14 protein-coding genes and 1 pseudogene are annotated in these 7,356 nt (G+C 35.9%); all 15 read right to left on the bottom strand.

The window, feature by feature from the left end; all coding sequences use genetic code 11:
* Nucleotides 1-322: pseudogene (locus BUB68_RS12595) on the bottom strand (IS3 family transposase); the annotation flags it as partial.
* 404 nt (nt 323-726) lie between these two features.
* Complete coding sequence (locus BUB68_RS12590; protein WP_073091995.1) at nt 727-1,086, bottom strand: SMI1/KNR4 family protein; 360 nt, start codon at nt 1,084-1,086, stop codon at nt 727-729.
* Nucleotides 1,087-1,109: 23 nt separating this feature from the next.
* Nucleotides 1,110-1,412, bottom strand: coding sequence for a hypothetical protein (locus BUB68_RS12585; protein ID WP_073091992.1), 303 nt, complete (start codon nt 1,410-1,412; stop codon nt 1,110-1,112).
* A 36-nt stretch (nt 1,413-1,448) separates the two neighbouring features.
* The gene (locus tag BUB68_RS12580; protein ID WP_073091989.1) at nt 1,449-1,952 is read right to left on the bottom strand and encodes an SMI1/KNR4 family protein; all 504 of its coding nucleotides are present in this window, start codon (nt 1,950-1,952) and stop codon (nt 1,449-1,451) included.
* Nucleotides 1,953-2,333: an HNH endonuclease signature motif containing protein gene (locus BUB68_RS12575; RefSeq protein WP_073091986.1), complete on the bottom strand. Its 381-nt coding sequence runs from the start codon at nt 2,331-2,333 to the stop codon at nt 1,953-1,955.
* Nucleotides 2,334-2,365: 32 nt separating this feature from the next.
* Nucleotides 2,366-2,710, bottom strand: a complete 345-nt coding sequence (locus BUB68_RS12570) for a hypothetical protein (RefSeq protein WP_073091982.1) — start codon at nt 2,708-2,710, stop codon at nt 2,366-2,368.
* A gap of 141 nt (nt 2,711-2,851) precedes the next feature.
* Nucleotides 2,852-3,283 (bottom strand): toxin C-terminal domain-containing protein, encoded by a 432-nt coding sequence (locus tag BUB68_RS15480; RefSeq protein WP_073091979.1) that lies wholly within the window; start codon nt 3,281-3,283, stop codon nt 2,852-2,854.
* A 17-nt stretch (nt 3,284-3,300) separates the two neighbouring features.
* On the bottom strand, nt 3,301-3,429 hold the full coding sequence (locus BUB68_RS15690; protein ID WP_256625941.1) for a hypothetical protein: 129 nt from the start codon (nt 3,427-3,429) through the stop codon (nt 3,301-3,303).
* A gap of 55 nt (nt 3,430-3,484) precedes the next feature.
* Nucleotides 3,485-4,066, bottom strand: a complete 582-nt coding sequence (locus BUB68_RS12560) for a hypothetical protein (RefSeq protein WP_073091977.1) — start codon at nt 4,064-4,066, stop codon at nt 3,485-3,487.
* Entirely contained in the window at nt 4,060-4,584 is a 525-nt protein-coding gene (ifs, locus tag BUB68_RS12555; protein WP_073091974.1) for an NAD glycohydrolase toxin immunity factor, read from the bottom strand. The genes BUB68_RS12560 and ifs overlap by 7 nt, the downstream gene beginning before the upstream one ends.
* A gap of 371 nt (nt 4,585-4,955) precedes the next feature.
* Entirely contained in the window at nt 4,956-5,357 is a 402-nt protein-coding gene (locus BUB68_RS12550) for a hypothetical protein (RefSeq protein ID WP_081372004.1), read from the bottom strand.
* Between the two features lie 544 nt (nt 5,358-5,901).
* On the bottom strand, nt 5,902-6,522 hold the full coding sequence (locus BUB68_RS12545) for a hypothetical protein (RefSeq protein WP_073091972.1): 621 nt from the start codon (nt 6,520-6,522) through the stop codon (nt 5,902-5,904).
* Between the two features lie 79 nt (nt 6,523-6,601).
* Nucleotides 6,602-6,736, bottom strand: coding sequence for a hypothetical protein (locus tag BUB68_RS15685; RefSeq protein ID WP_256625940.1), 135 nt, complete (start codon nt 6,734-6,736; stop codon nt 6,602-6,604).
* 143 nt (nt 6,737-6,879) lie between these two features.
* Entirely contained in the window at nt 6,880-7,149 is a 270-nt protein-coding gene (locus BUB68_RS12540; protein ID WP_218587703.1) for a hypothetical protein, read from the bottom strand.
* Between the two features lie 53 nt (nt 7,150-7,202).
* Nucleotides 7,203-7,346 (bottom strand): TNT domain-containing protein, encoded by a 144-nt coding sequence (locus tag BUB68_RS15860; RefSeq protein WP_081342551.1) that lies wholly within the window; start codon nt 7,344-7,346, stop codon nt 7,203-7,205.
* Between the last annotated feature and the right edge of the window lie 10 nt (nt 7,347-7,356).

Raw genomic sequence — 7,356 nt, 5'->3', positions numbered from 1 at the left:
CTTTTAAACTGGCATATTTGTCAATACGTTTCTGTATCTTCTTTTGGTAATAATAACTGCTTTTAGACAAGCCGAGTTTTAGCAGAAGCACTGGTAGTGAATATTTTTGTTGTAAGGCATCAATTATCACTACCTTTTCTCGATTTTTCAACGGTTCTAGATTGATGCCTGGGTCTTTTTTTAATACAGCAATAGTTTCTTTTAAGATATCCATTTCCAGTTGCATATCATGCATTTTTTGCTTCAATGCATCCAACTCTTCTTGTGGTACTTCTAGGGAACCTTCTTTTAAGCTGCATCTGGGAATATCTTTCTGATTCATTAATGCCAATCGTCCTTCCTTGATGTATTGTCATCGCCATTTGTATATAGATGCCCTTGAATACCCTGTTTCTTCTGATACTAATTGTACATTCTCTCCAAGTTCAAAGCAACGATGAAGGATATTTAATTTCGTTTCATTAAACAGCTGCAAGGCTCTTTGTTTCTGCTCTGATGAAAATGACATCTTATTCTCCTCCGTCAAAGTCCAACTTTTTGTCCGCAGCCCCTAGCTATAGCGGTACTATGTTGGCTTGACAATCCGCCGCCATATAACCTGCCCCTAAAGAAGTTAATCAAGATAGTAGTTTGGTTTTTCCAGCATCTTATCTATAAATTCCATTAGAGATTCTGCGACCAATTCATCAAAATAATATATATTCGCCTGATTCTGTTCGTCACTTTTCACGGTAAGAAAACATCTTCTGATACCTCATAAAATGCAATAGCATTTCTCTCCAGTGAACAATCTCCCCTCCTTTCATCATTCTCATACTCATTAATTCCTTTATAAAAGTCATAGATTTCTATTGGTGATAGCAACCTATTAAAGAGATTATCGTAGTTTGTACATACAAAGCCATATCCTATCTCATTGTAAAATCGTCTTAAGTCCTGTGGTAATTGTATCCCTAATTCATTTTCTACATATGCCACTTCTTTCTCTGCGCCATCTATCTGAAAAAACACCAGCTCATCATGCCAAATAGCATTATTTTCTGCTTCAGATTCATTGTGAAGGAATTGCTTATATTTTTCGTACATATTTTACTCCTTACATACCATTCTTATCTATTGAATAATTTACCAAATAGTTTTTGCCAAACTCCGTCCGGCCTATGTATGGTCTGAATCTCTTCAGGCCAACTTGCAGGATGTATATTGAACCATGTTAAAGGGCCGCCACTTGCTAACGGAATTATCTTTAGTACATTATATGTATTTCCTGGAGCTCTTACCACTCTTCTCCGCATCGTCATAACTGCCTTACCATATTTCGGCCACTGTTCATTGTTATTCTCTTCCCATTCTGCTAATAAATCACTTCTAATGCTAACAAAAGCTTTTTTATGTTCTTCTATGTTATCCAATTAACGATACTCCCCTCATTTACAAATATAAAAATTTCACCACAAATATGTATAATAACTAGACTTTTCATCTATTTTTTTTGCAAAGTCTTCTAAGCTTTTTGCTAAACATACACATTTATTTACAGTAGCATATACGACAGGGCATCTTCCTTCACAATCTTCTTTTGACAAATCTAAGCAAAGGTATGTATTATCTCCTGCATCAAAAAAAATCATTTTGCTTTTTAAATCTATATCATCGATAATATCATTATCTTCAAACACCCCCTCCTCCATTATAGAATCGACGACATCCTCCGGCGGCAAAACTAAATCTAAGCATAAACGTGTATTTATACCAAAAGCACCATATCCGATCTGTATATAAAACTCTCTTAATTCTTCCGGAAATCGTCTCCCCATCCTTTCTTCTTGTGCTACAATTTCTTCATAATTAAGCGGTGTAAACTTATGTTTATATTTTTGCATATTATTTGCAAAATCATCATCAATGCACGAATATTTTTTTAACCAAGAAAAATTAATCATATCTAACATCTACCTTCTTTTTAATTTTGGGAACAATTTTCTAAACATTCCTCCACTACGATGAATACCTCTTTGGTGTGCTTCTGGATTTGCCGCTGGAATCATATTCCACCATTCATTAGGCCCACCATATCTTCTTGGAATAATATGATGTAAATCATAATTCCACCCTAACCTTCCTTCTCTTCCAATCATTTCATCACGATATTTAGGCCACTCATCCAAATTATAATGCTGCGCCCAATCTTTTCTAAGTTGTTCTTTTTTGCCAGTTTTTCCAAGCAGTAAGCATTTCCCGTGATTTCCTGCTTTCTCAATAATTTCCAGTTCTTCAATCTTCCGATATGCAATACCCGAAAGCCTAACCAGCCCTAGCGGAGTCTGCTCCATAGAATACCTTCTTTCTTAATTGACAGCAGGAATTATTCATAATATATTACTGGCTTCTTTTCTATAAACAAGCCATTCTGTCGTATTATTTTTAAATATTTTATGATTGACCGGATAGAATATCCCTTTATAAACACAATATACATATAGTAATCATATCCAAAATGCACCTCAACATTTTCGTTTATTAACTTACACCATACTTTTTCTCTGAGAATTGCTCTTACTAATTCTTCTATCTTATCTCTGGTAATTTCATCATCATCTTGCCATCTATCTATGTTTTTGTCGATCGGCTCCAGCCCCTCTATATGCAAGATTAACGAAGGATATATTTCATATAAATTCTTTATCACATTTAAATACCCATTCTCCACGGCTAGATACTGCTCTTCAGTAAATACCTCTCCTTCAAAGCATTTACCTATGTCATAATAGGATATCCATTCACTTTTTTATAAGCTCCATTTTTATCTCTAAAAATCGGATTATACTTTGATACTCTTATACTAATCACACTAATCTCCTATCCTATTCAAATACTTGTCATATGTTTCTTTTCGTGAAGTCCTATTTTTCAAAGCATCTACGGATTTTGCCATTTTCCAAAATCCACCATTATGCCTATTAACATCTGGTGTTATAAAATTATGTCCCTTTTTATAAATAGGCTGACCATGCGAGCGTTCACCAATTCGTTCATACCCTAATTCCTTTGCTGCTTTATCATAATCTTTTGATGAGCCACTGCGTTTGTCATTCAATGCGCCCTTTTTCATTGAATTTTCATTTACACTATTAGATGGTTGTTTTAATGATTGGCTATCTTCATCCATACCTTCATCAGAATATGCTTCCTGCTCTTTCATTTTCGCCTGCACATCAGCCGGCGGATTACAGAAGGTAATCACACCACCATGCATGCACATCAATTCACTTTGTTCGGTCAAGGCTGGTGCACCCTCAATCAGGTGTTTATTGGCAGTTTTGAGCCATACTTTCGGTGTTTTTGGCTTACAAACGCCGATTCGTTGGCAGAAACGATATCCATATGCAGTGCCTCAAACTTGGGAATCCTTTGCTGATTATCACTCATACTATTCACTCTCCCACAATCACACTTTTGCCACCAAAAGTAATCTGCTTTTCCGTCAATTTGACATGTGAAACACCGGTTTCTGCGCCCCGAGATATTCTCCCATCGTCAAATGGAAGGGCACCTTGATGACCAACCCCTGCAAAATCTCGTCCATATCAAAATCCGCCAGCCAATATTTCAAATTGCAGGCCAGGCTGAACGCAAGCCGCTGCAAAGTACCCATATATAAAGTCCGAATCATCGTCCTGCGCAGAGCACTCCGCTGATAATACCGCTCATCCTCTGCCTGTCGTATAAAAGCCAGCCAACGGGAGAAAAATAAATCTGCGGGAACACGATGACGATAAAACGGCCTGCCATAGAACCATTTTTCATCGAAAAAATCAATCTGTAGTTGCGGTGTTCCCATATGAACTGAAGACAACAGCAGGGAGATACTAAGGTAAGAACAGATCTCCCCTGTCTCCTGCTGAACCGCAGCAGCCCCATTCACCGCCTCCCGTAAATCAGCCCGCCAAAATTCACAGATTGCGGCAAAATTCTTGTCCCACTCGGCAAAGCTTTGTGCTAAAAAATCTTCTTCTATATCTTGATAGCATTTTTCTTTATATTGATCTAGTGTCTCAATCAGCATTTTGCATCCTCAAAACCATCTGGAAGAAAATCTATTCCATAATTTTTTTTAAACAACTCACCTAACTGACAAACTTTTATATATAAATTATCATTTTTAGATGTCCATTTATGACAATTTAATAATTTTTCTTTTTTAACCACAATTGTCTCTTTTACTTTTGTGGTCAAAAGTTGTTCATCTAATTTAAAAGGTGCTTTATTTGTCCTATTAGCTTTATTTTTATATAAATTATAAAACCAAATCAATACAACTAGATAAATTTCATCATCCTTATCTTTTTCACACATTTGACATAAAGCTTTCTCCACATCCTCTTTAATTTTAGTATCTCCCTTTTGATATATCGGATATATTCCCTTGTCAAATATGCTGTCCCAATCTTGTGGTATCCCCGGTGCATCGCCAAACATATCAGATACAACTATTCGCCACTTACCTCTCCCTTCTAATAACTTAATCAAATTACCTTTGACTCTTGATTTAGCTACCAACTCTTCAAAATTTAGTTTTTTCATATCAACTCACTACCTTAAAACAATATCACCCTTTAGGCCATCAACTACAACATCTGATGAATATTTATCCGAAACGCCCTTAAAGGGATTTCTAACATTATGTGTAATCGCCTCATAGTTCTCCCAGTGTAACCTGTTCCATTTATCCTCCTATTAGATTTTCAATAAATCACTATCTGCATAAAATGCATCACAATCACTTTTTCTTTGACATATTTTTTTTGCAAGTAAGACATAAAGATAAATATGCTTAAAACTCCCCATAAGCACCAATCGTCAGGTGTGCTCATTATCTCAATAACGGTTCTTATAATTAATATGTATATAATGTATATTGATTTCATAACTTATATTCTGTCCATGAGTATAATCTAGTTATTGTAAGATTTACAAATATACAAATTGTATTTTTTATTTTCATTATGAATTGAAATCTTCCATCCACCTCTAGCAAAAGCAATCCCATCTCCTCCCAAATCATCTACTTGATACCATCCAGCCAGAGGCAACCTTTCTATATAAAACTCCCTTATTCGCGTATTGGACAAATCAGTGCAATAATCTATATCCAACGAAACAAAATGTCTTTTCCTTATTATTTCTTTTTTCCTTAACTCGTCAGTTTTTTCTGGAACCAGCAGCTCTTCATAAATCTCATACATTTCTTTAGGATCCTTCTCAAAATCATCACTATGATACATAAAATTCATGGTAGCATCATACAATGATAACAATACCCCTATAATAACAATATAATGCAAAATTCTCTTCATCAACAGACCACCTTCTAGTTAAGAATATATATTAAATATTCGTTTTGTTTCACGAAAACCTACTGACACCCCTACCCCTGTAGTTACACCCACTTCAGTAGATATTGGTGCATTATTCCAAGATGAAACTCCTACTTGCCCTCCCGCTGCAATGTTAACGTCAGCCGATTCGCTTGCTATAGAGTTAACATAATCATCAACATTATTTTTTTTCCATTATAATTTCCATAACCAGCACTAATCTGTTCTGAAGCAAACTTTCCAAAATCCAAACTAGTCTCAGAGGATCTATAAACATTCCCCATTTTGTCCACGATAAGGCCAAATCCATCAACAGGACAATAATAGTAATCCTGATCCATATCTTTTGGATTAGGTAATATCCCTTTATTTATTAACTGTAATACTTTTCTTTTGTAATATTTCCTGTTATTTCTTTCTTTAACATATCAGAATCTGGCGGTTCACAAAAATTGATTACACCACCAAACTGACATATCAAAAAGCTTTCTTTTGTTAGGACAGGAGCCCCTTCTATAACAAATCATTTATCCGCATTCTGCCAAGCATCTTCTGTCCTTGCATGACACATACATTTCACGCTTGGTCGGACATACCTGTTGCTATTTTGCTGTGCACTATTTATCCTTTTTACCAATTCATTATCCGGATCACAAAAAGCGCTACACATACCATATCCCAGAATATTATCCTGCCATTTATGATCATTGGCATTCAGTACGGCTTTTCCTGTTTTTCTGGATATTTTCGCTGCATGAATATGCACCCCTGCGGCCAGTTTCGGCAATACCTGCCAATATTTATCCTTTTCTTTCGTCAGGTCTTTCTGTGCCAGTGTACGACTTTGCTTTAGCAGACTGATGGTAAAAAGACCTTCCTCATCACTAAGCAGCAGATGCCCTTCCCTGCTGGCAGGCAGGAATCGCTTCATGGTTTCCTGTCCCAATAAAATAAATTCCTCAGGAATACGAAGAGTCAATGCGTCATCAAAGAACGCTCTATCTGCAAAGTGATAGTCAAGCCTTGCCAAAGTTGTCACTTCATCATAGATAGAGGGCACATTATCTTCTACAGGCGTTTCCTGTCGACGTGCCTGTTCCTGTATCTCATTCTGTATCCGATAGATTTCCTGATCAAAACTCATTTCCTTTATACTCCTTTATTTCGTCCCATCAAAGAAACTATTCATACAGCCGTCATTTTCAAAGCTTTGGAATTTTTCTTTACCCAGCATCAGTGTAATCCTGATATAATAAAGGCAACGTATCAAAAGCCCTGTCCCGGACATCACAAAGCATGCTCTGCCTGAGGATATGCAAGGTCTCAAACTTCGGAATCCGCTGCTGATTATCACTCATATTGTTCACTCTCCCACAATCACACTTTCGCCACCGAAAGTAATCTGTTTTTCCGTCAATTTGACATGTGACGTTCCACTCTGCAGCAAAACCTGCATTTCAAATCCCTTTTTTGTACAGTAATTTTTAATACAGTATAAATATTATTTTTGCAAATATTCTTGATGGTCACGATAACAAAGCATCACAATATTATACAAATACTGGCATGCATCAACTTCTCTTTTAAAAATCTTCATCCCTGTTTTCGTCCCTCTCTCGCTACAATATACTTGCCATTTTTGTTCTTTCCTCTCTATACACATCATTTCATTAGGATTCCATCCATTTAAACTATACATATCTGTTGGTACATTTTGCTCATCAAGCTTTTTCTTCAATTCTTTTAGATTCATTTTCATTACCTTAATCATTCAACTTAACATTTTAAAAAATCATTTCAGCAAACAATAAAATAAGGATTTTCCTATTTAATTTCTCTTATTATCGCTTCACTAAGCAATTCATTTATTGGTTTTTCTAGTTTAAATTGTATTCCACCGCCAGGTTGATCAAACCATGGCGCAATGATACTACCCTCGCTACGGACAGGTTTACAAACTTCATACAAATGGTATTAT

Source organism: Pseudoselenomonas ruminantium, from assembly GCF_900142515.1.
Classification (GTDB): domain Bacteria; phylum Bacillota; class Negativicutes; order Selenomonadales; family Selenomonadaceae; genus Selenomonas_A; species Selenomonas_A ruminantium_D.
This window is presented reverse-complemented; position numbering and strand designations above follow the sequence as displayed.